Genomic DNA, 23,738 nt, shown 5'->3' with positions numbered 1-23,738 from the left:
AACAGGTAGAAGACATAAGGGGATAGTATGAAAAAGATTCGTTTGAAAAAAACTGATATCAAAGGGACATTTCATAAATTGAAGAATTTGAAGAAAGAAGACGTAAAAGCCTGGTGGAAAGCGAAGAGAGAACGGCGCGCCCGCATTATTGAGGAACGGCGTAACAGTGCGTTTGCAAGAAAGATGCAGCCGGTCTACAAGTTTATGAATCGCTTTTCACTGGTGTTCCACATGCTGTTGGCATGTGCGATCAACTTTGCGATTGAGGCAATCTCCAGACATTCGGCATTTGAAGCATGGGGCTATACGACGGAGACGCCTTTGGTATTCCTTTACAATGCCTTTATGATTTTCTGCACATTTTCCATCGTGTATCTGGTGAAGCGGAGAGTATTTACCAGAATTATCGTCACCGTGTTCTGGATGGTGATTGGTGTGACCAATGGTTATATGCTGATGAAGCGAGTCACACCGTTTAACGCCCAGGACTTAAAGGTGGCAAGCGATGGACTGACACTGATTAATAACTATTTCAACGGATTTGAGCTGGTTGTACTGGGAATTGGAATCGCTGCCGTGGTGGTATGGATTGTATCCATGTGGAAGCGCGGCGGTCAGTACGCTGGGAAGGTTCGGAAAGTCTGGGCGCTTGTAGGAATTGTAGCTTCTTTTGGAGCATACGCGCTGGTATCAGACTTGGCGGTGGAAAAGCGAGTGGTATCGACCTATTTTGGAAATATTGCATTTGCTTATGAAGATTATGGTCTTCCATATTGCTTTATGGCAAGTCTTTTCAATACCGGAATCAACGAGCCGACGGATTACAGCGAAAAGACGTTGGATACGATTACGAACCATAACGAGATTACCAAGAGTGAGACGGGACGAAGCGAGGAAGAGCTGCCGAATATTATCTTTGTGCAGCTGGAGTCCTACTTTGATGTGGATGAGGCAGAGTTTTTCACAACTTCCCAGGATGCATGTCCGAATCTCCATGAGATGTATGAGAATTACTCTTCGGGATATTTCAAAGTACCGTCCGTGGGAGCTGGTACGGCAAACACAGAGTTTGAGGTGCTTACGGGTATGAATCTTCGATATTTTGGTCCGGGTGAATATCCATATAAAACCTATCTGAAGGAGAAGACCTGTGAAAGCGCTGCGACGGCACTACAATCTCTGGGATATGGAAGTCATGCGCTTCACAACAACGGTGGGAATTTTTACAGTCGTGCGCGGGTGTTCAACAATACAGGATTTGATAGTTTCACCAGTAAGGAATTTATGAACATCCTGCAGATGACGGAAAACGGCTGGGCGAAGGATGATATTTTGGTGCAGCACATTCTGGAAGCCATGGATACCACACCGCAGCAGGATTTCGTATTTGGAATCAGCGTGCAGGGACATGGAGATTATCCGGAAGAACCGGTGTTGGAAGAACCGGTGATTAAAGTAGAAGGCATCGAAGACGAAGCGTTGAAGAACAAATGGGAATACTATGTAAATCAAGTTTATGAGATGGATCAGTTTGCCGGACATCTGGTTCAGGCAGTAAAAGAGCGCGGGGAACCGAGTGTGATCGTGTTCTATGGAGACCATCTTCCAACCATGGGATTGAAAGCGGAGGACTTAAAAGGGCGTTATCTCTATAATACCAATTATGTGATTTGGGATAACATCGGTCTAGAAAAGCAGGATCGCAATGTAGCGGCATATCAGATTATGGCAGACGTATTTGACCGTTTGGATATTCATTCCGGTTCTGTGTTCAACTATCATCAGGAACGACGCAAGACCAAGAATTATCTGGCAGACCTGGAACTTCTGCAGTATGATATCCTGTATGGTGATCAGTACGTGTATGGCGGCAAGCCGCCGATCACGGCAGAGGATACACATATGGTAATGGGCGTTCGGGATGTAACGCTTCAAAATTTAGTTCCGCATTTGGATGACGGATACAGTTTATACGGAGAAAACTTCACCAAGTCCAGTAAGATTTTTGTGAACGGGGAGAAGCAAAAGAGCAACTTCTTAAATAATACAAGAATTGACATTTCCGAGGTGGAGTTAAAAGACGGCGATGTGATCTCGGTGAATCAGATGGGATCCAGCAATACATTGTTCCGAAAATCAGACGATTATATCTATCAGGGCGGAGAGTTGGTACGCCAGGAAGGAACGGCGACCGACAAGACAAAGTCATGGGTAGAACAGGCTGATAAGGAGAAAATAAAATGATCAAAGGGCAGTTCACATATGAAGAAGCAGCAGCCTACATTGAGAGAATTCCGAAGTTTACGAAGAAGCATCCGCTTTGGCATACCCGGGAGTTCTTACACAGGCTGTCGGATCCGGCGATGGACGCGAGAATCATTCACGTTGCCGGAACGAATGGAAAAGGTTCGGTATGTGCATATCTGCAGGCGATCTTGATGGCTGAGGGGAAAAAGACAGGGTTCTTTACATCCCCTCATCTTGTATCTGTCAATGAGCGGATCAGGATCAACAATCAGCAGATTAGTGATGAGCGTTTTCTGGAGATTTTTAAAGAGGTCGAAGAAGTGGCCGGGCAGATGGAGGAAGAAGGCCTGGGGCATCCTTCCTATTTTGAATTTTTGTTCGGAATGGGGATGCTGACGTTTGCCAGAGAAAAGGTGGATTACATTATTCTAGAGACAGGTCTTGGGGGACGTTTGGATGCTACCAATGCGGTGGAACATCCGGCGGCCTGTGTCATTACCTCGATCAGTCTGGATCACACGGATATTTTAGGAGATACGATTGAAAAAATCGCGGCAGAAAAGGCGGGAATTCTCAAAAAAGACGTGCCGGTGTTCTTTGACGGAAGCTGCAAAAAGAGCAGTGATGTGATCAGGAAGACGGCAGAAGTGGTAGGTGCGCCGTGTAGAGAAATCTCGAAAAATGCGTACGAAATCCGAGAAGTTGACTGGAAACATATTGCATTTTCACGGGTGAATGCGTATGATAAAGATGTTATCTACGAGATCCCACTTTGCGGCTGTTATCAGGCTATGAATGTGGAGCTGGCGCTTGAGACGGCGGAATATTTGATGGAAGCTGCAGGGCGAAAGCAGGAGATCAAAGAGAGAAGCCGGGTATGGGCCGAAGCTTTGGCTGGGATTACCTGGGAAGGAAGAATGGAGCGGATCGGCGACCATATGATTCTGGATGGTGCGCATAATCCGGGAGCCATTGCGGCATTCGCAGAGAGTGTGCGCGAAGCTGAAAAAAGTGCGGCAGTGTCGCAGGAAGCGCCGGGGACAAAAGAGTTAGAAGGAGATCCGGTCATTGTGTTTTCGGCAGTAGCGGATAAGAAGTATGAGGAAATGATACAGGATCTCTGTACACAGATCCCTGCAAGGTGTTATGTGGTCACAGAGATTGAAGATAAAAGAAGAGTTCCGGCAGAAGAGTTAAAAGCAGTGTTTGAGCGTTATACCGACCGGCCGGTACTGGAAAGAAAAGAATTGAAAGATGCGCTTCGCACTGCGGAGCAGAACCGGAGCAAAGAGGGGAAGATTTATTGTCTTGGCTCGTTGTACCTGGTGGGAATGGTAAAAAAGTTACTGGCAGGAGGCGGTAATCATGCTGAATTTTGAGGAAGAACTGAAGAAATTCCAGCCAAGCCTGGAAGTAGAAGATATTGAAGATGCAGTCTATCAGGAAGATCTGACAGATATGACGGATATTCTGCGGGAAATGATTGAACAGACAAAATAAAAGAATTGTCACAGAGGGAAGTATATGGAATATACAACAAAGCTGATGTATCAGTCGAACTACTGGTACAACGATGGGATGAAGAAGGCGAATATTCGGGATTTGTCCGGAGCCATCACATCGCTGAAAAAAAGTTTACAATATAATACAGCCAATATTGCAGCGAGAAATCTTCTGGGACTCGTCTATTATGGACGGGGTGACGTGGGAGAGGCGCTGGTAGAGTGGATTTTAAGTAAGAATTTTCAGTCTCACGAAAATATTGCCAATTATTATATTCAAAAGGTGCGCGAGAATCCAGAAGAACTGGATGCCGTCAATCAGGCGCTGAAAAAATATAATCAGGCTCTTTCCATTTGTTATCAGAATGGAGAAGATCTTGCAATTATTCACCTGAAAAAGGCAGTGGCAGCGCATCCATCCTATGTAAAGGCTTACCAGCTGCTGGCATTGATCTACATGCATACGGAACAATATTCCAAGGCAAGGCAGGCTGTCCGGGCGGCGTATAAGCTGGATACGACGGATGATATTACCTTGCGGTATATGCATGAATTGAATCAAATCCGCAAGGAGCGGACGGTGCGGGTGAAGGAAAAAGAGAAGAAAGAGCAGCATACGGTTACCTACAATATCGGAAATGAGACGATTATCCAACCGGTGTCTTCCGGATTTAAGGAAAATGCAGGGCTTCATTCTGTTGGAAATATTGTGATTGGACTGGTTGTGGGCGTGGCAGTTATGTGGTTTCTGGTGATGCCGGCGATTACCGCATCCAGACAGGAGAAGATCAATGAGCAGTCTGTGGCATTTAGTGATAAGATTGCCACACAGGAGGCGGAGATTAGTGCGTTGACTAAGGAATTGGATGCGTATCGGTCTACCAGTGAAGAGACGGAGAATGCGCAGGCAACGGCAAATTCAACCAAGGATAGTTACGAATTGGTGATGAATATTGCGAAGCACTATGCGGCGAAGGATATGGGAGATGAAGCCATGTTGGAAGAGCTTCTAAAGATTGTGCCCGATTCCCTGGGAACCGTTGGAAGAGATCAATACGAAGAGATCACGGGGGAATTGTATCCTCGGATGTGTACCAATCTCTTTGGAACCGCACAGGAGAACTTTGAGGTGGCCAATTATGCGTCGGCAATCACCAATCTGGAGAAGGTAATGCAGATGGACGAGGGCTATAACGACGGAGCGGCCATGCTTCTGCTGGCGCAGTCTTATGAGAAGTCCGGAGATATAGAACAGGCAAATCTGAAGTACCAGAAGGTGATCGAAAGCTACGCGGGAACGCAGGCGGCAGAAAATGCCCAGTCGGCGCTGGATGCTCAAAGCGCAGGCGGAGAAGAATAACAAGAGAAAAACATAAGAATAAACAGGCGCGGCGAAAAAGCGCCGGATACACGAAAGAAAAGATATGCAGAAAAAGGTTCTGCATATCTTTTTTTGCAATTCGGGACAGGGTGAAATGCAATCGGGGACGGAGTTTTTTGCAAACGTACACGTCCCCGATGAAAAGGACAGGGTGAAAGGAAGGAAAAACATGAAATATCAGGTACAGGAGAATTGTCTGACGGTGTTTCTGCCCCAAGAGGTGGATCACCATAATGTGGAGGAAATACGCAAGGAATCGGATCATCTGATTGTACGCAACCATATTCGATATGTGATATTTGATTTTGCAGATACGAATTTCATGGACAGTTCCGGGATTGGAGTGATCATGGGACGTTATCGGAAGATCTGCCTGTTGGGAGGTCAGGTCTGTGCAGTACATACCAGTGAGAGAATGAAGAAGATTCTGACGATGTCCGGGGTGACGAAAATTATGCAGATATATGAGGAGGAGAAGTAGATGGAGCATACGAATGAAATGGAGCTCATTTTTGACAGCCGTTCATCCAACGAGTCTTTTGCACGGGTGACGGTGGCAGCTTTTATGACATCCTTAAATCCGACAGTGGAAGAAGTATCGGATGTGAAGACGGCGGTGTCGGAAGCAGTTACCAATGCAATTATCCATGGCTATGAGGGAGAGGTACACAGTATCTTTATTCATGGGAGAACGCAGGGAAGCACATTGTTTCTCACGATTCGAGATGAGGGCGTGGGAATGGAAAATGTGCAGCAGGCGATGGAGCCGCTTTATACAACGAAGCCGGAGCTCGACCGATCCGGCATGGGATTTTCCTTTATGGAAGCATTTATGGACAAGCTGGAAGTAGAGTCGGAACCAGGAAAGGGAACGACCGTGAAAATGGAGAAAACAATTGGAAAAGGAAGGAGACTATGGACCACACAATCGCTTTGATTCAGAAATCTCACGAGGGGGATGAAGAAGCAAGGGCACGATTGGTGGAAGAGAACACCGGACTGGTCTGGTGTATTGTAAAACGTTTTTATAACAGGGGCGCGGAGGCGGAGGATCTGTTCCAGATCGGAAATATCGGGCTTTTAAAGGCGATCGATAAATTTGATCTTTCTTATGACGTACGGTTTTCTACTTACGCGGTTCCTATGATTTCCGGAGAAATCCGCCGGTTCCTTCGGGACGATGGAATGATCAAGGTCAGCCGTTCCCTAAAAGAATTGGCTTACCGGGCCGGAAAATGCAGAGAGACTTTACAGGAGCAGTTGGGGCGGGAACCAACAGTGTGTGAACTGGCACAGAATCTTCAGGTGGATGAAGAGGAATTAACCATGGCTCTGGAAGCCGGAAGTGAAGTGGAATCTCTTCACCGACCTGTTTTCCAAAGTGAAGGCCAGGAAGTCCGCTTAATGGATAAGCTTCCGCAGGAAAAGGAGCAAGAAGAGCAGATTGTCAATTATATGCTTCTTTCGCAGCTTCTGACGGGGCTTGAGAAGGAGGAACGAAGGCTTCTCTATCTTCGATATTTTGCAGAGAAGACCCAGACGCAGGTAGGAAAGGAACTTGGCATTTCGCAGGTTCAGGTTTCCAGGATGGAAAAACGTATTTTACAAAATTTAAGAGAACAAATCTGACAGGCATGCGCGTGTATATTTTTCAGAAGAATCATCCATACTAATCCACAAATGGCATAAAGAGGTGGAAATGTATGGATGATGCAAGAAAAAAACTCCGTGTATGCCTGCTTTGCGTTGTGGCGGTGGCGGTCATTCTCGGATGTATTTATTATTTTAATGCTGGGAAGTCGGAGGATTCGATCAGTGAAGGAACTCTGGTGGATGCAGAATACACAGAAGTGTGGAAAGAGAGCAGAGAAGAGAGTAGGGGATAAACATGGCGCAGAAGAAGGAAACAGTATATCTGAAAGCAGATCGGAATATAGAGGTTGAAAAACGGGCAGTAACCTTGGGAGACGTACTGAAAATAGAATCGGTCAATCCCATTTTACTGGCGAAGCTAAAAGCGATTCGGCTGTTAAAGTTCCAGAAAGAGTCCTCTGGTCGTCCGAAGAAGCAAGAGCGTCAGGCGGTGTCGATTCTGAAGGTCATTGAACTGATTCACGAAGAATACCCCGATGTGGAGATTGAAAATATAGGAGAGAGTGATTTTATCGTAACCTACGAGGAACAAAAGTCGGCGGGAGGTATCTGGCACTATCTGAAAGCGGCGGGCGTAGTCGCGGTCAGCTTTACAGGAGCAGCATTTTCGATTATGGCGTTTAATAACGATGTGGATACTGTGAAATTATTCGGGCAGATCTATGAACTGCTGACGGGGCGTGCCTCCGATGGATTTACGGTGCTGGAACTGACTTACTGCATCGGTCTGGTGATAGGGATTCTGACCTTTTTCAATCATTTTGGGAAGAAACGTTTCACGGTGGATCCGACACCGATGGAGGTGGAAATGCGCCTGTACGAAAATGATCTGCAGACGACCCTGATCGAAAACTTTTCCAGAAAGGAGAAAGAACTAGATGTGGGCAGTACAGATACTCATGGCAGTGATCGGCCTTAGCAGCGGTATCGTAGTCGCAGGAGGCCTGTTTTCCCTGATTGCCGGACTGGGGGTAATCTCTGACTTTGCAGACCGAACGCATACGGGAGAGCAGATCCTTTTGTATGAGGATGCGGTGGCGCTTGGCGGGATTTTGGGAAATATTTTCTTCATTTATCAGATCGATATTCCGGGAGGCGACTGGCTTGTTCCGGTATTTGGCATTCTGGGAGGAATTTTCGTGGGGTGCTGGGCAATGGCGCTTGCGGAAATGCTGAACCTTTTTCCGGTATTTTTAAGGCGTATAAAAATTCTTAGGTATGTTCCCCATATCATTTTGGGAATTGCCCTTGGCAAAGGATTTGGCGCATTGATTTTCTTCTCGCAGGGCTGGTAAGTGAGAAGAAAAAAGATAGAAAGTAAAATAAGAAGTAAGATAGAAAGCAAGATAGAAAAGCGAAGGTGAGAATATTGGACGAACAGAGACAACAAATGGCGTATCAAAATTATGTAAAAAAGAAGACGCCGGTACACAATCTTCCGATGAATATGGCAAAGGCATTTGTGACCGGCGGTCTGATCTGTGTGGCAGGCCAGGGAATTTTAAATTACTGTAAATCCTTGGGAATGGATTCGGACACCAGCGGAAGCTGGACATCGCTGATACTGGTACTTGTCAGCGTGTTCTTAACTGGCTGGGGATTCTATCCGGTTCTGGCCAAATGGGGCGGCGCCGGAGCGCTGGTGCCTATAACAGGATTTGCCAATTCGGTGGCAGCTCCGGCGATTGAATATAAAAAAGAAGGACAGGTTATGGGAATCGGTTGTAAGATTTTTACCATTGCAGGGCCGGTGATCCTGTATGGCGTCTTTACTAGCTGGGCACTGGGGCTGGGATATTGGATATTAAGAGAAGTGGGGGTGATAGGATGATAAGGGGAGCGCAGAGTATTGCATTTGAGTGTCCTGCGTATCTGGTGAGCAGTGCGTCTGTCGCGGGAACGAAAGAAGGAGAAGGCCCTCTTGGAAGGATGTTTGACCTGGTGGCAAAGGAAGACCTGTTTGGGGAAAATACCTGGGAAGAAGCAGAGAGCGCCATGCAAAAAGAAGCCTGTCAGCTGGCGCTTCGCAAAGCCCATTTAAAACCAGAGGAAATCCGATACTTGTATGGAGGGGATTTGCTGCGCCAGGGAGTGGCGACTTCCAGGGGAGTGGAAGCGCTTAAGATTCCCATGTTCGGCCTTTATGGGGCGTGTTCCACGTCCGGGGAAGCATTGGCGCTTGCAGGAATGAGTGTGGCAGCAGGCTATGGAGATTATATGCTGGCCGTGACTTCCAGCCATTTTGCAAGTGCGGAAAAAGAGTTCCGTTTCCCACTGGGATATGCTTCGCAGCGCCCGCTGTCAGCGCACTGGACGGTGACCGGAAGCGGTGCGTTTGTGGTGGGAAAGCGCAAAAGTCCGGTGTGGATAACCGGGATAACGATTGGGAAAATTGTGGATTACGGATTAAGGGATTCCCAGAACATGGGAGCCTGCATGGCTCCGGCGGCGTGCGATACTATTCTTCAGAACCTGAAGGATTTTGAGCGTACGACAGAGGATTACGACCGGATTATTACGGGAGATCTGGGGTATGTAGGGCAGAGCATTCTGTTTGATCTGATGCGCGGAAAAGGGGTTGACATTAAGAGCCGGCATATGGACTGTGGAATGACAATTTTTGACCAGAACCTGCAGGATACCCACGCCGGGGGAAGCGGCTGTGGATGTGCGGCGGTAACGCTTTCTTCTTATATTCTGCCCAAGCTTGCAAACGGGGAATGGAAACGGGTGTTATTCGTGCCGACAGGAGCGTTGATGTCTACCGTAAGTTATAACGAAGGAGCCAGCGTTCCGGGGATTGCACACGGGATTGTACTGGAACACTGTAAAGGAGGGCTCGAATAATGGATTATCTCAATGCATTTTGGGTAGGCGGGCTGATCTGCGCGCTGGTACAGATCCTTTTGGATCGTACCAAATTGATGCCGGGGCGTGTGATGGTTCTTTTGGTCTGTCTGGGAGCGGTGCTTGGAGCTTTTGGAATTTACCAGCCTATTGTAGATTATGGAGGAGCCGGGGCAAGCGTACCGCTTCTTGGATTTGGAAATCTCTTGTGGAAGGGTGTGAAGAAGGCGGTAGACAGCCAGGGGCTTCTGGGAATTTTCGCGGGAGGACTTACGTCAAGCGCCGTGGGAATCAGCGCGGCACTTATTTTCGGATATCTGGCTTCTCTGGTCTTTGAACCGAAGATGAAAAAGTAAAATAAGACGAAAGAAAATGTTGAAAAATGGTGAAAAAATAGAAAAAATTTGTTGTTTTCTTAGGAAGTAGATGGTATGGTAAAAAGGACGAGTTTTAACGCATATTTAGGAGGAAAACAATGAATTACCTTAATATTCTCATACCGTTTGTCGGGGGTCTGGGCATGTTTATCTATGGCATGCAGATCATGGCACAGGGGCTGGAAAATGCGGCCGGAAACAGGATGAAGTCGCTGCTGGAAGTGTTGACAAAGAATAAGATGATGGGAGTCCTTTTGGGAGCTGTCATCACGGCAGTCATCCAGAGTTCATCCGCAACGACGGTTATGGTTGTTGGTTTCGTAAATGCAGGAATTATGAATCTGACTCAGGCGATGGGTGTGATTATGGGTGCCAATATCGGTACGACTGTTACCGGGTGGCTGGTATCATCCGTAGAATGGGCGAAGGTATTGAGTCCGTCTACACTGGCGCCGATTGCGATTATGGTCGGTGTTGTGATTATGTTAATTGGAAAGCGCCGCTCATCTAAGGAAGTGGCAAGCATTATCGTAGGATTCGGTCTGTTGTTCGTTGGAATTACGACCATGTCTTCGGCAGTTGCTCCGCTTCAGGATTCGGAAGGATTCCGCAATATCTTCGTAACGCTGGGAAGCAACCCGCTGCTTGGTATTCTTGCGGGAACGCTGGTGACGGCAATTATCCAGAGTTCGTCTGCATCTGTTGGTATCTTACAGAGTTTGGCGGCAGCAGGGCTGGTTCCGTTTAGTGCAGCTATTTACATTATTATGGGACAGAATATCGGTACCTGTATTACCGCGATCCTGTCAAGTCTTGGAGCAAAGAAGAACGCCAAGACCGCAGCGTTGATGCATTTGTTATTTAACGTAATTGGTACCGTTATTTTCAGTGTAGGTGCAATTCTCTACTTTGAGGTGCTCAATACAGATATCGGTGCGGGCGTTATCACCCAGACACAGATCAGTATGGTGCATACCGCATTTAATATCGGAACGACGGTTCTTCTCTTCCCGGTATCCAACTGGATTATTAAGCTGGCGAAGAAGATCGGGCGCGTGGAAGAGGACGAGCAGGACAGAAGCAGAGTCCTTTTGGACGACCGTATTTTAGAGACTCCGGCTATCGCACTTCAGTCTGTAGTAAACGAAGTAGAGCGTATGGGACAGATCGTCCTGGAGTCTATGGAGGCGGCGAAAACAGTTCTCTTTACCCAGAAAGAAGAAGAAATTCAGTTCCTGAAGGAAGAGGAAAGTACGGTAGACCGTCTGAGTGCTGGAATTACCAATTATGCCATTAAGCTGAGTTCCCTTCAGATCAGTGAGAAGGAACATCAATCAGTAGCACATTTATTACAGATTGTTTCTGATATGGAACGAATCAGTGATTACTGTGAGAATATTTCAGAATTCGCAGAGACGCTGTATGAGAAGAAAGTAAGCTTTTCGGACGTAGGAAAAGAGCAGATTAAGGAAATGCTGGATGTCTGTACGGACAGTTACCGTTATGCACTGGATTCCCTGGTAGAGCAGAGTAAGGAAAAAGCATTTCGGGTAATTGAGAAAGAGACGCAGGCAGATGATCTGGAAATCAGCTTAAGAAGCAAGCATATCAAGCGTCTGACGAATAACCAGTGTAATACGGAAGCTGGAATTGTATTCTTAGATTCCCTGGTATGTCTGGAGCGTATTTCTGACCACGCAAGAAATATTGCGGAAGAGGTTTTGGAAGATCTGACCTAACAGAAAGTGCAAGAAAACAGATTCTTCGGAAATGATAAAAGAATAGAAGGATAGAAAAACAGCCGCAAAATTTTTTGCGGCTGTTACCATTTCATCTTATCGTTGGCGCAGGAATTCCAGTAATTCCGGCGTTCCTCATAGTTGGTGTTGATCCAGGAAATTGCTTCGTCTAGCCCTTCTTGAGAAAAGGGAAATTCTTTCCATTCCTTCTGATCGTCCGGGGTTGCTTCAAAGCACCAGGGTTCCGGATAAAGAAATACTTTTATCAGTTCATCTTTTGTAATCAAATAATAACGCATCCCATTATGAGAACCGGAATACGGTTCTTTTTTGATGGATCGGATATTCAGTCCGCTGGTTTCTATCATAATCATTACTCCTGCTTTTGGTAAGCAGATAACGGGAATTGAACCCGCCTCTCCAGCTTGGGAAGCTAGCATTCTACCGATGAACTATATCTGCATGTATCTATCATAATGCGCTGTGTCAGAAAAATCAATGCAAAATGAATTTATTTTGTGTAAATATGTGTTATAATTCCTATAGAATTTTTCGGTGAAGTTAGAAGACGGAAGAAGTGATTCAACCAGTAGCATGAGAGGGATGATAGGATGTTAAGAATTTTACTGCTGGAAGACGATAAAAGCCTGAACCGTGGCATCAGTTTAAAATTACAAAAAGAAGGGTATGAAGTCTTAAGTGCATTCGGGGTGACGGAAGCAGAAGAAGTATTTCGTACGAATCAGATAGATCTCATCATCAGCGACATTACCATGAATGATGGGAATGGACTGGATTTTGCCAAAGAGGTACGAAAGAAAAGCGATGTGCATATCCTGTTCCTTACCGCGTTAGATCAGGAAGTGGATGTTGTAAATGGTTATGACGTGGGCGCGGATGATTATATTACCAAGCCGTTCAGCCTGATGGTGCTGATTTCTAAGGTCAATGCCATTATGCGGCGGATTGAAAGTCGGCAGAACGGATCCGAGGAGACCGGGGAACTTTATGCGGAAGATATCTGTATGCAGAGTGTACAGATGAAGGTATACAAAGGCGGAGAAGAACTGAACTTGAGCAAGAAAGAAATTCAGCTTCTGCATTATTTCCTGGAACATCCGGGGCAGATTATTTCCAAAGAACAGATCTTGGAGGCGGTTTGGGGGCTTGATGGACAGTTTGTGGACGATAACATCGTTCCGGTGACCATCAGCCGTCTGAAAAAGAGACTTTCTTCTAAGGAAGAAGGGGAATACATTAAGAATGTCAGGGGGCTTGGTTATCTATGGATGACAAAAGTATCGAAAAAATAATGGATCAAAGAGAGAGGCGATACATCTGGCTGGAACGGAAACTGAGAATTAATCTTGCAGTTACTACTATGGTAGTTGCTGCATTTTTTCTTATCATATATCTGCTTTCGGACAGGTGTTTTTCCGGCGCTATGTGGGCTGTATGCGGGCTGGCATTTCTGGTAAATGGAGCGTGGTGCTTTCTGGAATATCGGAGAGAATATAAAAGTTATCGGGAAATCTCGGATTATCTAGAGGCGTTTGAAAATGGAGACTATGAGTTCCGCTCAGATGAGGCGTATATGAGGACGGGGATTCATTCTCAGCTTTTGGAACAACTGGAACGGCTGGGGAGGGCATTCTATATTATGAAGGAACAGATGGTCAAAGAAAAAGAAGGGACGAAAGCGTTGATTACAGATATCTCTCATCAGATCAAGACGCCGGTTGCAGCCCTTAGTATGAGTCTAGAGCTGATGGAAGATGAAGAAACGACAACGGAAGAAAAGCAGGAGTTTCTGGAGCGTGGAAAAGGAGAAGTGAAGAAGTTAAATTATCTGATGGGAACGCTTACGAATTTATCCCGTATGGAACAGGCAATGATACAGCTTCATCCGCAATATGCGAGTCTGAAAGAAACGCTTCTGCGTGCGGTAAACGGCGTATATTTGAAGGCGAATGACAAACAGATTGAAATAGAGATGACAGAATTTACAGATCTTAGGCTATATCACGATGTAAAGTGGACAGCGGAAGCATTTTCCAATGTACTGGACAATGCGGTAAAATATTCTCCGGAAGGTTCCAGGGTAGAAATCCGCGTGATACCGTATCAGTCCTATGTCTCTGTGGAGGTGGAAGATGAGGGGATCGGTGTGGCAAGATCTGAGTATACCGAAATCTTCAAAAGATTCTACCGGGGAAAGAGAGCAGAAGTGGAGACGCAGGAAGGAGCCGGAGTTGGTCTTTACCTGGTGAGAAAGATCCTAGAAGGGCAGGGCGGAAGTGTGAGAGTACAGCCGTCAAGGAAAGGCGGAAGTGTGTTCCAGATGATGCTGCCTAAGTAGGCCAGATGGGAGAGGCCGGGAAGTTGTTGTTGTCACCGGAGGCTATTGCTGATTCTCTAAGATAACAATTTTGTTATCGTTCTTGCAAGCTTCCTGTAAGACTTCTGGTTTATGATGGAACTATCAACGAAGGGAAGACTAGATGGAGAAAGGAGTTTTATCATGAAACCGATTTTAGAGACGAAGGATTTAGTGAAATATTATGGCGAGGGAGCCAGTCAGGTGCGGGCGATTGACCACACGGACATTGTAGTAGAGCACGGAGAGTTTGTAGCGGTGGTCGGTCGCTCCGGTTCCGGAAAGAGCACGCTTCTTCATATGCTGGGAGGCTTAGATCGGCCGGACAGCGGAAAGGTATGGATTGAAGGGCGGGATATTTTCTCATTAAAGGATGAGCAGCTGGCGGTGTTTCGCAGAAGAAAGATTGGATTTATCTTTCAGGATTATAACTTGATGCCGGCGTTAAATGTATGGGAGAATATTGTGCTCCCGATCGGTCTTGACGGCAAGAAGGTAAATCGAGAGTTTGTCATGGATATTGTGAAGAGTATTGGGATGGAGGAGAAGCTTCATGCGATGCCAAACCAGCTTTCCGGAGGGCAGAAGCAAAGAGTTGCGATTGCAAGAGCGCTGGCGTCGCGCCCGGCTATGATCCTGGCAGATGAACCCACCGGGAACCTGGATTCCAAGACAGAAATGGAAGTCATTTCTATTTTGAAAAATTGTGTGCATAAATATGGGCAGACGCTGGTGATGATTACCCATGATGAGACGATTGCGCAGATGGCAGACCGCGTTATCATGATTGCAGATGGTAAGGTGGTGAGCTAGATGAGTATTCTTACAAAGACAGCATTAGCAAATTTTCGGAAGAATAAGAGCAGAAATGTTTTGATTGGAATTGCCATTCTATTGACTTCCGTGCTTCTGACGACTGTGCCGACCATATTTTTCGGAACATTCCGTTTAGAAAATGCAGCTGTTCGGGAAATTTATCCGACGTATCATGTGATGTTTCGGAATGTGTCAGAAGAGACGGCCGGAAAGCTTATGAAAGACGACCGGTTTACGGATGCCGGACTTCGGGAAGATCCTGCCTATGTTGTGACGACGGATCCTGATATCGTGTGTGGGATGGTGGCAGTAGATGAGACCGCCTGCTGGCTGAACCGGGTCGAGCTTTCCGAGGGGAACATGCCAAGAGAAAAAGATGAGATCGTAGTCTCCAGAGATTTCCTGGAAACTATGGGAATGACAGGAGAGATCGGGGATCAGATTTCCCTTTCGTTTCAGACGGAACAAGGCGGAGAGCTTAGCCTTCCTAAAGAGCAGGAATTTGTGATCACGGGATTTACGGTGGACTCAGAAGAGGTGAAAGAAAGTGGAAAGTATTCTGCCATGGTGTCGGAACGTTTTGCCAGAAGTCTTTTACCGGAGGGAAAGCACCGGTTTCGATTCTACGGCTGTCTCGCCGAAGTAGATGGGAAGTCGACGGAGCAGATAACAGAAGAATTAAAAGCAATCGGCAGAGAATATGATGTCCTGGAGACGAACATTGTGCCGAATACGGAAATGCTTAGCGCTATTTATACAGACAGCACCGCGTATTTTGGATTTGCCACATTTATGATTGTGATTGGCCTGGCCGGAATTCTTACGATCTATAGTATTTATTATGTGTCTATGCTCGGAAAGGTACAGGAATATGGGAAACTTCGTGCGATTGGAGCAACCAGACGACAGATTAGAAGTCTGGTATTCCGGGAAGGGTTTGCTGTTGCAGTATTTGCCGTTCCGTCTGGAGTGCTCCTTGGTACAGGACTGGGTGTCTGGATTCTGCGCCGCATGATTTATCAGATGATTCCTGTAGATCATATATTGACGGATACCATCAAGACGATCTTAAGAGAGGGAAGAATCTCACTTGTCCAGCCCTGGATTCTGGGGCTTGCAGCGGTGGTCGCATTCCTGACGGTGTATCTGTCACTTCTTAAGCCGATGAAGATTGCAGGGAAGATCACGGCGGTGGAAGCGATCCGCTATCAGGGAGATCAGGAAAAAAAGAAGAAAAAAGAGCGCAAAGGATACCGGGAACTCAATATCCGAAGGCTGACCATTACGAATTTAAAGCGAAATCAAAGGCGCACAGCGATTACGATCCTGACGCTAGGAATGACTGGAATTTTCTTTATGACGGTGGCGACGGTTTTGAACTGTATGAATGAGAAGGTCATGGCAGAAGATGAGATCCGAAGTGATATCCATGTTAGTATTGATGCCTGGGTGGGAGATATGATGCATCCGGAACGGGAAATTCAGAATATCCAGAAGAATAACCCGCTGACCGAGGAACGAAAAGAACAGATTTTAGCGATGGACGGCGTAGAGAACCTGGAAGTGGGCTGGTATGCAGGAGCTTATCTTCTGAACGTCGAAGAATTAAAAGAAGACGACGGTTCGGATCTTTATACGGGTATTTCAGGGCTGAATGAAGAGGAGTTGAAAGAATGTGAAGCATATGTGCAAAAAGGCAGTGTCAAGGATCCGAAGCTCTCACAAGGAACGGGAGTTATCCTTGGCGATGGATACGTCACAAGAAATTCAGATCTGACGCTGGGAGATACGGTAGAACTGGAAATCCTGGATGGAGATCGAACGATTGAAAAAGAGTTTGAAATTGTGGCGGTGGTAGATACGCCCCAGAGTCTTCTGGGCAATAGCTTTGGTCTTCCGGCGGACGTGCTGCAGGGCTTTTGTGAAACAGATCTGACAGACGATTTTGACATTTATGTGGAAAAAAGTAAGATCAAAGACGTGACGGAAGCGGTGAAATCTCTGGTGCAGGAAGAAGAATTTCTGGAGATGAAAACGTATGAGCAGGCTTATGAGGAAGCGAAGAATGCAATTGGCCTGTTCGTATACGCGGGGTACGGAGCATTGGTTATATTCGGGATGATCGGAATTTTAAATCTGATCAATACCATGATCAACAGCGTCTATGCGCGCAAGAAAGAGCTTGGCATGCTGCAGGCGATCGGTATGTCGGATCGGCAGATGATAAGGATGCTGCAAATGGAAGGGCTGTTCTATACCTTTGGAACATTGGCGCTTTCTCTTGGAATCGGAAGCCTTGCAGGGTACGGATTATTCTTGAAGATGAAGGCAGACGGAATGTTCTCCATCAAGTACTATGAGTATCCGGTGGTACCGGCGATTGTGCTGACGGTGGTGGTACTTCTTGTACAGCTTTTGATTACGTATCTGGTAAACTCCAATTTCAAAAAGCAGAGTCTGATCGACAGAGTCCGGTTTGCGGAGTAAGGGGATGAATGGTATAATAGGAAATACGATAAGAATCCCCGTGGACATCTAAGGAGAGACGTATGAGCAAAGTGTTAGTGATTGAAGATGACGAAATGTTAAATGCAGGACTTTGCTATAACCTGCAGAAGAAACAGATAGAAGTCAAAGAAGCCTATTCTTTGGCGGATGCAAGGAGGATTTTAGAGCAAGGGCATTACGACCTTGCTCTTTTGGACGTGAATCTGCCGGATGGAGACGGCTTTTCATTTGCCAGAGAGTTGGAAGAGCAGTATCATCTGCCGTTTATTTTTCTGACCGCCCACAATCTGGATGAGGAAGTGCTCTACGGATTTAAGCTGGGAGCCGATGAATATATCACCAAGCCTTTTAATATTAAGATCGTGATGGAGCGAATCCAGGCAGTGCTTAGAAGGCTTAGGATTCAGGATGCCGAAAATGAGAAGAAACAATATGTGTGCGGCAGTCTGGCAATTGATTTTGAACAGCGTACAGTATGGAAGAAAGGGGAATTGCTTTCCCTTACGCCTACAGAGTATAACCTTTTGGAATTCTTTTGTAAGAATCGGGGGCAAGTGCTGACGAAGGAACTGTTGCTGGAAAACATCTGGGACAGTAAGGGGAACTATGTTAATGAACATGCGCTGACTTTAAATATCAGTCGTCTTAGAAGTAAGATTGAAGAGGAAGAAGAAAGCTATATTAAGACGATTTATGGGATGGGATATCAGTGGATTGGCGGTGAGAGAAAGAAGTGATGGAAATAAGTATTGCTGCAGTATGTGGTTTGTGCCTGCTTTTCTGTGTGGGAGGTTTCCTGGCGTCTTATATTTACTTCCGCAGAAAAATAGTGGATTTTACCGATGAGGTGTGTGAGAGTGCGCAGGAGATTCTGCGTCAAAGTCAGGGCTTGCGAAAGGGGAGTCGGGAAACTGCTTTGCGGGAAAGTCAAGGGTATGCTAGAAGGTGGCAGCTAAAGAATCAGGATACCCTCACTTCTAAGGCAGTGATGGAGCTTGATAAGCTGGAGCGGATCCTTTCCCGGCAGGCGGCGCAGAATCAAAGTGAGAAAGAAGAAGTACAAAAGGTTGTGTCAGAGATCTCTCATCAGCTTAAGACGCCGGTCTCCAATATTCGGATGTATCAAGATATGTTGGATGACGAAGAAGTAACAGAGGAAGAGAAAAAGAGGTTTGAGAAGATTATCAGGCAACAGTTAGATAAGTTGGAATTTCTTGTGGAATCTCTGATTCATTCTTCCAGATTAGAGCAGGAGATGATTCATCTGACGTTGGTTGAAAAACCCATCTTTCAGACGCTGGCAAAGGCAGTGGGAGGAATTGCAGCAGCCGCAGAGAAGAAAAAGATTGAACTTCGGGTGGATTGCCCAAAATCCTTAAAAGTAGTCCATGATGTCAAGTGGACGGCAGAAGCAGTGGAGAATATTTTGGATAATGCGGTGAAATATACGCCGGAGAAAGGGGAAGTCTCTCTTTTGGTGAAAGAAGGAGAGATGTATACGAAGATCCAGATCGAGGATACGGGAAAAGGAATTGCGCCAGAGCATTATAACGATATTTTCAAACGGTTTTACCGGGAGAAAACATCCGGTCAGGAAGAGGGACTGGGGCTGGGACTCTACCTTGCGAGAAGAATCATTAGCCTGCAGGGTGGGTATATTATGGTGGAATCAAAGCTTGGAAAAGGTTCTCGGTTTGAGATTTTACTTCCAAATAAAAAAGAAGAGCGATAGAGAAGGAAATGTATCAGTTTTGATACATTTTTTTCGTGGAAATGATACCGGATTGAGAGAACTCATTTCTATAATTAGAAGATATAAATTAAAAAATATGAAAAGCGGAAGGGAGAATGGACATGTATATTTTACGAACGAAAGACCTTACGAAATATTATGGAGAAGAGCCGATCCTTGTGAAAGCGCTGGACGGTGTGACGCTGGAGATTGAAGAAGGGACGTTTACAGCCATTGTGGGAACCAGCGGATCTGGGAAATCTACGCTTCTTCATATGCTGGGAGGACTGGATGTGCCCACAGGTGGAAGTGTAGAAGTGGATGGTCAGGAGCTTGGGACGATGGACCGGGGAGAACTAACCGTATTCCGAAGAAGAAAGATCGGATTTATTTTCCAGAACTATAATCTGCTCCCGAATCTGACGGTGTACGATAACATCGTACTTCCGGTGGAACTTGACGGAAGAAGAGTAGACAGAGAGTATTTAAAAAGTATCGTAAAGGTACTGGGGATTCAGGAAAAGCTGAAACAGAAACCCAACAAACTGTCCGGAGGACAGCAGCAGAGAGTCGCAATTGCAAGAGCGCTGATCGCAAAGCCGGCTATTATTCTAGCAGACGAACCTACCGGGAATCTTGACAGTCACACCAGCCAGGAAGTAATTGGCCTTTTGAAGGAAACGAGCCGGAATTTCGAGCAGACAATCGTGATGATCACCCATGACGAGGCGATTGCCCAGGTCGCAGACTGTACCATCCGAATTGAAGACGGAAAGATTGTAGAAAGCAGGTGGTAGTATGAGACGGGAGGGTACGATGCTTACGAGAAACAACAACCGTGCAGTCATTCCCAAGGTTGCCAAAAGCAATTTGAAAGGAAACCGCATTTATACTTTCTTTTCTGCGTTTACCATTGTGCTGGCAATCGCACTGCTCTCTGGAATGATTCTTACGGTTCTGGGCATGAAGACAGCACAGAGACGGATCTTAGATCAAATGCAGCATGTCATGTTCATGGATTTGACGGAAGAGCAGTATCAGAAGGTTGAAGCCGACGAGCGAAATGAGGTGGTGCTGCGATATAAGCCGGGAATTCAATATAAAGACGGCGATCTTTCTTATTCTCTTGGCTACGCGGAGGAAAGCCGGGGCGGAATTACCACATATGACATCAAAGAAGGAAAGCCGCCGAAGAAAGAAGCGGAAGCGGTGGTGGATGTTTCTCTGTTAAAAGCGCTTGGAAAACCGTGCAGAGTGGGCGAGACGATCACATTGGAACGAGGCGGTCAGCCGCGAACCTTTGTCGTCAGCGGATACACCGAATCAGATATGAAGCAGACCATCTATCCGGTGTGGGTGTCAAAAGCATTTGCGGATGCAGATCAGGAGCTTGGAGCGGGTGGTTATTATGCTCTGACAAAGATAAGAAATGCAAAGCAGATGAACAGTGTAGAGTTTCAGAACCTGGCATTTGAGATGGGCGAAGATTACGGGCTGGAAGCGGGACAAGTAAATATCAATGGTAAATTTGCCGATTCTTTAAGATCGAATAGTACAACGGTGATTGCCATGGCAGTGATCAGCATCATTATCTGTCTGGCCAGCGCCATCGTTATTTACAGTATTTTCTATCTGTCAGTATCAGGAAGAGTACGGCAGATCGGTCAGCTTCTGACCATTGGAATGACGCAGAAGCAGATTCGGGGAATGATACGAAGGGAAGGCTGGTATCTGTCGGCATGCTCGATTCCGGTGGGGTTCCTGATTGGACTGGCAGTTGCAGTCATTACGCGGCCGGATGGATTTGATCTTGGAAATACGCTTCTTACCTTCGTGGGAATGGCAGTGTTCGGCGCGGTAGTGGTACAGATTTCTATTGGAAAACCAGCGAAAGTGGCTTCTAGAATTTCCCCGATTGAGGCGTCAAGAAGCGCAGATGCAGAAGAAAAAGAAGGGGAAAAGCCTAAGAAGCACAAACCGCTGAATCCGTATGTTTTGGCGAGAATGGGGCAGATGCGAGGAAAGAAAAAGGCGGTCCTTGCTACCATTTCTCTGGCATTTGGAGGCATTTTGTTTATGGGAGCGTCTACTTATCTGGCGTCCTGGGATACGGATGCTTATGCAAGACAAGGGGGATTTGAAGATTGTGATTTCCACATTTCCTATGATTATGATGCTCGTTCCAAGCAGGATCCTTATGGAGTAACGAAGCTGCAGATGACAGATCAATTGAATGAAGAGTTAAGGCAGAAGGTGCTGGCGATTCCTCACGTCAAAGAGGCGAAGTTTGAAGAGAAGGGATATGGGATGCTGGAGTTCGGGGAGCGCACGAACATGCGGCTTGCCTTTGATACGATTACAAGAGAAGAGTTAGAAAGCAATCCGAAGCTGATGGAGCTGGGACTTGATTATGATGAACTGACAGAAAAGAATTCACTGATCTGTTATATGCCGGATTTGATAGAAGAAGTTTATAATATAAAGCCGAAGGCGAAGGATCAGGCGACGCTGGTGTGGTATGACGGAACAGAGAAGAAGGAAGCGGTGGAAATCGCAGCTTCTGGAGATTTTGATCTTCCAAGGAATGGCGATACGTTTGTTATGACGGAAGATACCATGAAGAAGCTGTGGGGAGATATTAACACCAATGCGAATCTGAAGGTTTCGATTGAAGATTATGATAAGAATCAGGCGGCAGTGGAACAACAGTTAAAAGCGCTGCTGGCAGAGTATCCGCATCTTGATATGTCAACCTTAGAAGAGGAAAAGCTGGCTACCGAGGATCAGGTGAGACAGTTATCCATTATGATTTATGGCATTGCGGCTTTTGTCATTACTTTCAGCATTCTGAATCTGGTAAATACAATCATTAACAGTATTATGACAAGGAGAAGAGAACTGTCCATGCTGGAATCTATTGGTATGGAAGAAAAGCAGCTTCGGAAAATGCTTTTGTGGGAGAGCCTTCTTCTGGTATTGCCGAATATTCTGATCACACTGACGGTGGGAACGGCAGTCGGCTATGGAGTGATCTGGTGGTTTCAGAAGATTGCATCTTATATGAAGTATGAATTCCCGTGGGTTGGAACTCTTTGCTATGTGGGATGTGTGTTGATACTTCCCATGTTTGTCGCGTGGCTGTGCCTGAAGGTACAGAGCCGGCGTCCGCTGGTGGAGAGGATCAGCGTAGAATAAAGAGGCGTAGGAGCCTGTGAGATAGAAATAGTTTTGGAAGCAGTTATTTCAAGGAGAATTTTACTTTTTGAAATGACTGCTTTGCCCTTTTTTAAAGGCTGGTTTTCTTGTTATTTTTGTATATACATGCTAAGATGGAGACATATTAGAGAACGAAGTAACAAGTTCGTGACAATGGAGCAACAGATGCTACATGGCAGAAAGTAAGGAGAAAGCATAATGGAAAACAATATTATTTATCATGGTAGTAATGTAGAAGTGCCGAATCCGAAAATTCTCGTTAATGGTCACTATAAGGATTTTGGATATGGATTTTATTGTACGAATATTGAAAAGCAAGCCAAACGATGGGCGTTAACAAAAAAGGGAGCATCTGTTGTAAACAACTATAGTTATGCTGAAAATCCAAAGCTTAAGCTTCTTTGCTTTCCTGAGATGACGGAAGAATGGCTTGAGTTTGTTGTGGATTGTCGCAGAGGCCAGATGCATGCATATGATATTGTGGAAGGGCCTATGGCAGACGATCAGATTTGGGATTACGTAGAGGACTATGTTGCCGGAAACATTTCGAAAGAGGCTTTCTGGGCTTTGGTTAAGTTTAAATATCCTACGCATCAGATTGTTTTTTGTACAGAAGAGGCATTACAAACTTTGCATTACGAAGGGAGCGTAACGTTATGACAAATAAGTATTTCCCAGATGAAGAAATAAAGATAAATGATTTGTATTTTATCTGCTATATGATTGAACGTGTTGCTCGTAGAATTCATCAGAAAAATAAATATGTGGTAAATACAATTGGAAAGGAAGCATTAGAGCATTTGATCAGCGTAGCAAACGTGCTTCACTGTGAAAATCCTTTGCAAGTTGAAGATGACTGGATTGAAGAATATGCTTTAGCAGAAGGTGATTTTGATATTACAGCGGTTGATAAGGAACTGGCAGAAAAAATACCTACAGCTTTAGAAATGGGAAAAGTATATCAGAGACTTATTTCTGATACATTAGTTCCGGAAGAAGATTATGTAGATGGAATGATCCGTGTGTATAATAATGAAATTTGCGATACGATAGATAATTATAATTGCAGTGCGTTTTATGAACCATCATATGTGATTGCAAGAGCTTATCAAAACGGTGGATTTTAATATTGGGTGAATGGGAATACGGAAACAATATGGAGGCAGTTATTTCAAGGGAAATTTTACTTTTTGAAATGACTGCTTTATAATTTATGTAGAATTTCAAGAATGAGTTTGGAGGGTGAGAAGAAGATGGAAAAGATTTTATTGAACAGCCTTTTGGATGCCGGCATTTTCTTATGGTTAAGCAAATAATAATAGATCATTTATAACTTGAAAAAA

The 23,738-nt window shown here is 45.5% G+C and carries 25 protein-coding genes and 1 tRNA gene; 24 read left to right on the top strand and 2 right to left on the bottom strand.

What is annotated here, in order from left to right:
* The first annotated feature begins 27 nt into the window (after window positions 1-27).
* The 14 genes from WKT00_RS06720 (at window position 28) to WKT00_RS06655 (ending at window position 11,746) form a co-directional block, all read left to right on the top strand.
* Window positions 28-2,244, top strand: a complete 2,217-nt coding sequence (locus tag WKT00_RS06720) for an LTA synthase family protein (protein ID WP_340262186.1) — start codon at window positions 28-30, stop codon at window positions 2,242-2,244.
* Complete coding sequence (locus WKT00_RS06715) at window positions 2,241-3,626, top strand: bifunctional folylpolyglutamate synthase/dihydrofolate synthase (RefSeq protein WP_173814626.1); 1,386 nt, start codon at window positions 2,241-2,243, stop codon at window positions 3,624-3,626. The genes WKT00_RS06720 and WKT00_RS06715 overlap by 4 nt, the downstream gene beginning before the upstream one ends.
* A complete protein-coding gene (locus WKT00_RS06710) occupies window positions 3,613-3,747 on the top strand; it encodes a hypothetical protein (RefSeq protein WP_004607343.1) in 135 nt (44 codons plus the stop codon). The genes WKT00_RS06715 and WKT00_RS06710 overlap by 14 nt, the downstream gene beginning before the upstream one ends.
* Window positions 3,748-3,771: 24 nt before the next feature.
* Window positions 3,772-5,109, top strand: coding sequence for a tetratricopeptide repeat protein (locus WKT00_RS06705; protein ID WP_340262172.1), 1,338 nt, complete (start codon window positions 3,772-3,774; stop codon window positions 5,107-5,109).
* A 190-nt stretch (window positions 5,110-5,299) separates the two neighbouring features.
* Window positions 5,300-5,611 (top strand): STAS domain-containing protein, encoded by a 312-nt coding sequence (locus WKT00_RS06700; RefSeq protein WP_340262169.1) that lies wholly within the window; start codon window positions 5,300-5,302, stop codon window positions 5,609-5,611.
* Entirely contained in the window at window positions 5,612-6,067 is a 456-nt protein-coding gene (gene spoIIAB / locus WKT00_RS06695; RefSeq protein ID WP_101695011.1) for an anti-sigma F factor, read from the top strand. It abuts the gene before it with no gap.
* Window positions 6,046-6,759 (top strand): SigF/SigG family RNA polymerase sporulation sigma factor, encoded by a 714-nt coding sequence (locus WKT00_RS06690; protein ID WP_173814624.1) that lies wholly within the window; start codon window positions 6,046-6,048, stop codon window positions 6,757-6,759. Before spoIIAB ends, WKT00_RS06690 begins: the two co-directional genes overlap by 22 nt.
* 74 nt (window positions 6,760-6,833) lie before the next feature.
* On the top strand, window positions 6,834-7,016 hold the full coding sequence (locus WKT00_RS06685; RefSeq protein WP_173814623.1) for a hypothetical protein: 183 nt from the start codon (window positions 6,834-6,836) through the stop codon (window positions 7,014-7,016).
* A 2-nt stretch (window positions 7,017-7,018) separates the two neighbouring features.
* On the top strand, window positions 7,019-7,702 hold the full coding sequence (locus WKT00_RS06680) for a stage V sporulation protein AA (protein WP_101695008.1): 684 nt from the start codon (window positions 7,019-7,021) through the stop codon (window positions 7,700-7,702).
* Entirely contained in the window at window positions 7,662-8,078 is a 417-nt protein-coding gene (locus tag WKT00_RS06675) for a stage V sporulation protein AB (protein WP_173814622.1), read from the top strand. Before WKT00_RS06680 ends, WKT00_RS06675 begins: the two co-directional genes overlap by 41 nt.
* Before the next feature lie 74 nt (window positions 8,079-8,152).
* On the top strand, window positions 8,153-8,614 hold the full coding sequence (locus WKT00_RS06670; RefSeq protein ID WP_159459852.1) for a SpoVA/SpoVAEb family sporulation membrane protein: 462 nt from the start codon (window positions 8,153-8,155) through the stop codon (window positions 8,612-8,614).
* A complete protein-coding gene (locus WKT00_RS06665) occupies window positions 8,611-9,630 on the top strand; it encodes a stage V sporulation protein AD (protein ID WP_101695005.1) in 1,020 nt (339 codons plus the stop codon). Before WKT00_RS06670 ends, WKT00_RS06665 begins: the two co-directional genes overlap by 4 nt.
* Window positions 9,630-9,986 (top strand): stage V sporulation protein AE, encoded by a 357-nt coding sequence (gene spoVAE / locus WKT00_RS06660; protein WP_101695004.1) that lies wholly within the window; start codon window positions 9,630-9,632, stop codon window positions 9,984-9,986. The genes WKT00_RS06665 and spoVAE overlap by 1 nt, the downstream gene beginning before the upstream one ends.
* Window positions 9,987-10,105: 119 nt before the next feature.
* Window positions 10,106-11,746: a Na/Pi cotransporter family protein gene (locus tag WKT00_RS06655; RefSeq protein WP_101695003.1), complete on the top strand. Its 1,641-nt coding sequence runs from the start codon at window positions 10,106-10,108 to the stop codon at window positions 11,744-11,746.
* Between the two features lie 83 nt (window positions 11,747-11,829).
* Here the strand turns inward: WKT00_RS06655 and WKT00_RS06650 are convergent, their stop codons facing one another.
* On the bottom strand, window positions 11,830-12,114 hold the full coding sequence (locus WKT00_RS06650; protein WP_101695002.1) for a GNAT family acetyltransferase: 285 nt from the start codon (window positions 12,112-12,114) through the stop codon (window positions 11,830-11,832).
* 23 nt (window positions 12,115-12,137) lie between these two features.
* Window positions 12,138-12,208, bottom strand: a tRNA-Gly gene (locus WKT00_RS06645).
* Between the two features lie 149 nt (window positions 12,209-12,357).
* On the opposite strand from WKT00_RS06645, the gene WKT00_RS06640 reads away from it, so the two are divergent.
* From WKT00_RS06640 to WKT00_RS06595, 10 genes are all read left to right on the top strand, one after another.
* Entirely contained in the window at window positions 12,358-13,059 is a 702-nt protein-coding gene (locus WKT00_RS06640) for a response regulator transcription factor (protein ID WP_101695001.1), read from the top strand.
* Complete coding sequence (locus WKT00_RS06635) at window positions 13,032-14,105, top strand: sensor histidine kinase (protein ID WP_242962650.1); 1,074 nt, start codon at window positions 13,032-13,034, stop codon at window positions 14,103-14,105. The genes WKT00_RS06640 and WKT00_RS06635 overlap by 28 nt, the downstream gene beginning before the upstream one ends.
* A gap of 162 nt (window positions 14,106-14,267) precedes the next feature.
* Window positions 14,268-14,936, top strand: a complete 669-nt coding sequence (locus WKT00_RS06630) for an ABC transporter ATP-binding protein (RefSeq protein ID WP_101695000.1) — start codon at window positions 14,268-14,270, stop codon at window positions 14,934-14,936.
* A complete protein-coding gene (locus WKT00_RS06625; protein ID WP_340262145.1) occupies window positions 14,937-17,426 on the top strand; it encodes an ABC transporter permease in 2,490 nt (829 codons plus the stop codon).
* Window positions 17,427-17,488: 62 nt separating this feature from the next.
* Window positions 17,489-18,184, top strand: a complete 696-nt coding sequence (locus tag WKT00_RS06620; protein WP_340262141.1) for a response regulator transcription factor — start codon at window positions 17,489-17,491, stop codon at window positions 18,182-18,184.
* Window positions 18,184-19,179 (top strand): sensor histidine kinase, encoded by a 996-nt coding sequence (locus WKT00_RS06615; protein ID WP_101694997.1) that lies wholly within the window; start codon window positions 18,184-18,186, stop codon window positions 19,177-19,179. The genes WKT00_RS06620 and WKT00_RS06615 overlap by 1 nt, the downstream gene beginning before the upstream one ends.
* A 122-nt stretch (window positions 19,180-19,301) precedes the next feature.
* Window positions 19,302-19,976, top strand: a complete 675-nt coding sequence (locus tag WKT00_RS06610) for an ABC transporter ATP-binding protein (protein ID WP_101694996.1) — start codon at window positions 19,302-19,304, stop codon at window positions 19,974-19,976.
* A 1-nt stretch (window position 19,977) separates the two neighbouring features.
* A complete protein-coding gene (locus WKT00_RS06605) occupies window positions 19,978-22,374 on the top strand; it encodes an ABC transporter permease (RefSeq protein ID WP_173814616.1) in 2,397 nt (798 codons plus the stop codon).
* A 219-nt stretch (window positions 22,375-22,593) separates the two neighbouring features.
* Window positions 22,594-23,055 (top strand): DUF3990 domain-containing protein, encoded by a 462-nt coding sequence (locus WKT00_RS06600; protein WP_101694994.1) that lies wholly within the window; start codon window positions 22,594-22,596, stop codon window positions 23,053-23,055.
* On the top strand, window positions 23,052-23,522 hold the full coding sequence (locus WKT00_RS06595) for a hypothetical protein (protein ID WP_101694993.1): 471 nt from the start codon (window positions 23,052-23,054) through the stop codon (window positions 23,520-23,522). Before WKT00_RS06600 ends, WKT00_RS06595 begins: the two co-directional genes overlap by 4 nt.
* Window positions 23,523-23,738 lie beyond the last annotated feature (216 nt).

It is taken from the genome of Dorea sp. ICN-14282, from assembly GCF_037890115.1.
GTDB lineage: Bacteria > Bacillota > Clostridia > Lachnospirales > Lachnospiraceae > Dorea_B > Dorea_B phocaeensis.
This window is presented reverse-complemented; position numbering and strand designations above follow the sequence as displayed.

What these genes read in the sequence shown, in the direction of transcription:
- WKT00_RS06720 (WP_340262186.1), top strand. Translation starts at nt 28, where the DNA reads ATGAAAAAGATTCGTTTGAAAAAAACTGATATCAAAGGGACATTTCAT.
- WKT00_RS06715 (WP_173814626.1), top strand. Translation starts at nt 2,241, where the DNA reads ATGATCAAAGGGCAGTTCACATATGAAGAAGCAGCAGCCTACATTGAG.
- WKT00_RS06710 (WP_004607343.1), top strand. Translation starts at nt 3,613, where the DNA reads ATGCTGAATTTTGAGGAAGAACTGAAGAAATTCCAGCCAAGCCTGGAA.
- WKT00_RS06705 (WP_340262172.1), top strand. Translation starts at nt 3,772, where the DNA reads ATGGAATATACAACAAAGCTGATGTATCAGTCGAACTACTGGTACAAC.
- WKT00_RS06700 (WP_340262169.1), top strand. Translation starts at nt 5,300, where the DNA reads ATGAAATATCAGGTACAGGAGAATTGTCTGACGGTGTTTCTGCCCCAA.
- spoIIAB (WP_101695011.1), top strand. Translation starts at nt 5,612, where the DNA reads ATGGAGCATACGAATGAAATGGAGCTCATTTTTGACAGCCGTTCATCC.
- WKT00_RS06690 (WP_173814624.1), top strand. Translation starts at nt 6,046, where the DNA reads ATGGACCACACAATCGCTTTGATTCAGAAATCTCACGAGGGGGATGAA.
- WKT00_RS06685 (WP_173814623.1), top strand. Translation starts at nt 6,834, where the DNA reads ATGGATGATGCAAGAAAAAAACTCCGTGTATGCCTGCTTTGCGTTGTG.
- WKT00_RS06680 (WP_101695008.1), top strand. Translation starts at nt 7,019, where the DNA reads ATGGCGCAGAAGAAGGAAACAGTATATCTGAAAGCAGATCGGAATATA.
- WKT00_RS06675 (WP_173814622.1), top strand. Translation starts at nt 7,662, where the DNA reads ATGTGGGCAGTACAGATACTCATGGCAGTGATCGGCCTTAGCAGCGGT.
- WKT00_RS06665 (WP_101695005.1), top strand. Translation starts at nt 8,611, where the DNA reads ATGATAAGGGGAGCGCAGAGTATTGCATTTGAGTGTCCTGCGTATCTG.
- spoVAE (WP_101695004.1), top strand. Translation starts at nt 9,630, where the DNA reads ATGGATTATCTCAATGCATTTTGGGTAGGCGGGCTGATCTGCGCGCTG.
- WKT00_RS06655 (WP_101695003.1), top strand. Translation starts at nt 10,106, where the DNA reads ATGAATTACCTTAATATTCTCATACCGTTTGTCGGGGGTCTGGGCATG.
- WKT00_RS06650 (WP_101695002.1), bottom strand. Translation starts at nt 12,114, where the DNA reads ATGATAGAAACCAGCGGACTGAATATCCGATCCATCAAAAAAGAACCG.
- WKT00_RS06640 (WP_101695001.1), top strand. Translation starts at nt 12,358, where the DNA reads ATGTTAAGAATTTTACTGCTGGAAGACGATAAAAGCCTGAACCGTGGC.
- WKT00_RS06635 (WP_242962650.1), top strand. Translation starts at nt 13,032, where the DNA reads ATGGATGACAAAAGTATCGAAAAAATAATGGATCAAAGAGAGAGGCGA.
- WKT00_RS06630 (WP_101695000.1), top strand. Translation starts at nt 14,268, where the DNA reads ATGAAACCGATTTTAGAGACGAAGGATTTAGTGAAATATTATGGCGAG.
- WKT00_RS06625 (WP_340262145.1), top strand. Translation starts at nt 14,937, where the DNA reads ATGAGTATTCTTACAAAGACAGCATTAGCAAATTTTCGGAAGAATAAG.
- WKT00_RS06620 (WP_340262141.1), top strand. Translation starts at nt 17,489, where the DNA reads ATGAGCAAAGTGTTAGTGATTGAAGATGACGAAATGTTAAATGCAGGA.
- WKT00_RS06615 (WP_101694997.1), top strand. Translation starts at nt 18,184, where the DNA reads ATGGAAATAAGTATTGCTGCAGTATGTGGTTTGTGCCTGCTTTTCTGT.
- WKT00_RS06610 (WP_101694996.1), top strand. Translation starts at nt 19,302, where the DNA reads ATGTATATTTTACGAACGAAAGACCTTACGAAATATTATGGAGAAGAG.
- WKT00_RS06605 (WP_173814616.1), top strand. Translation starts at nt 19,978, where the DNA reads ATGAGACGGGAGGGTACGATGCTTACGAGAAACAACAACCGTGCAGTC.
- WKT00_RS06600 (WP_101694994.1), top strand. Translation starts at nt 22,594, where the DNA reads ATGGAAAACAATATTATTTATCATGGTAGTAATGTAGAAGTGCCGAAT.
- WKT00_RS06595 (WP_101694993.1), top strand. Translation starts at nt 23,052, where the DNA reads ATGACAAATAAGTATTTCCCAGATGAAGAAATAAAGATAAATGATTTG.